The organism is Variovorax sp. 22077 (assembly GCF_052044195.1).
GTDB classification, from domain to species: Bacteria; Pseudomonadota; Gammaproteobacteria; order Burkholderiales; family Burkholderiaceae_C; genus Variovorax; species Variovorax atrisoli.
In genome coordinates this window covers 1-1491 of the sequence record NZ_JBQEQC010000073.1, presented here as the reverse complement: position 1 = coordinate 1491, position 1491 = coordinate 1, and the positions used below count along the sequence as shown (strand labels likewise).

The following is a 1491-nucleotide window of genomic DNA, read 5'->3' as shown; positions in this document are numbered from 1 at the left end:
GGCGCTCATAAGGCAACCTCCTTCTTGACGCTGCCTTTGACAGGTGCTGAGGTGGCGATCCGACTTCCGTGCCCTCGTGGTGACTGCCCACGGCGCTGGCTGTTCGACAGCCCGCATGAGACCTGCAGCACCCGAGGTGTCGGAAGGCCACGACGGGCCACCGGATGTAGCGCCACGCCTACCCAGCTGGAGCGCCGATTTATGAGCGTCCCGCCATGCCTTCCGACACGGACAGTCTTAACCCAAACCGATGGAGGTTGTCCATGACTCGCAGTGTCTTTGTCGGCCTGGATTGGGCCTACCGTTCGCACGCGGTGTGCGTGATCGACGCTCAGGGCAGCGTGATCAAGCACTTGACCATCAACCACGACCGCCAGGGGCTGGGTGAACTCCAGCATGCCCTCGCTGCCTTTGGCAAAGCCTTGCCCATCGCCATCGAACGGCCCTCGGGCCTGATCGTGGACGCCCTGCTCGAAGCCGGCCATCAGGTCTTTGCGATCCACCCCAACGCCGTCAAGGCCAGCCGCCCGCGCTACCGCAGCAGCAATGCCAAGAGCGACGCAGCAGATGCCTTCATGCTGGCTGACTTGCTTCGTACCGACGGCCATCGCTGGCGCGCTGTGCAGCCGCAGTCGCCTGCCATCCGCGCTTTGCGCGCCCTCGTGCGAACACGCGACGATTTGGTGACCACGCGCATCCGCCTGGCCAACCAGCTCACCGCGCTGCTGGATGCCTACTGGCCTGGCGCCACTGGCATCTTTGCCGCCGTCGATTCGCCCATCGCGCTGGCCTTCATCGAGCAATGGCCCACCGCGCGCAAACTCACCGCCCGCCAGATCGCCGCCTTCTGCAAGCGCCATGGCTACAGCGGCAGGCGTTCGCCCGGCGTGCTGCTCGAGCGCCTGCAAGCCGCTGCACCGAGCTTTTGCGAACCCACGCTCGCCCAGGCCCAAGCCACGGCTGCCTTGGCCCTGGTGGCCCTGCTCAAGCCGCTCGCAGCCCAGATCAAATCCCTGGACGCCCACATCGCCCGAGCCATGGGCCAGCTGCCTCAAGCCGTCTCGGTCATGTCGCTTCCGCGCGCCGGCTGCATCTGCGCCGCGCAGATCCTGGCCGAACTGGGCGACGTGCCCGAGCGCTTCGCCAGTGCCGAACAGTTGTGCTCGGAGGCCGGCGTCGTGCCCGTCACCTACGAGTCCGGCAAGAGCCGCGCCGTCACCTTCCGGTGGGCCTGCAACCACCGATTGCGCCGCGCCATCACCTGCCTGGCTGACAACTCCCGCCACGCCAGCCCTTGGGCCGCCAGCATCTACCACGCCGCGCGCAAGCGCGGTTGCGATCATCCGCACGCAGTGCGCATATTGGCTCGCGCCTGGACTCGCGTGCTCTGGCGCATCTGGACCGACGCCACCGTCTACGACCCGGCCATCCACTCCAGCGCTTGTCGCATCGAAATTTCTCGGGAGGGTTGACACCGGATGTCTCATGCGG

Annotated in this window: 1 protein-coding gene; it reads left to right on the top strand. The window is 66.6% G+C overall.

The annotated features are described in order from the left end of the window. Window positions 1–263: 263 nt before the first annotated feature. Window positions 264–1472, top strand: coding sequence for an IS110 family transposase (locus tag ACTJLF_RS34530; protein ID WP_132752699.1), 1209 nt, complete (start codon window positions 264–266; stop codon window positions 1470–1472). Window positions 1473–1491 lie beyond the last annotated feature (19 nt).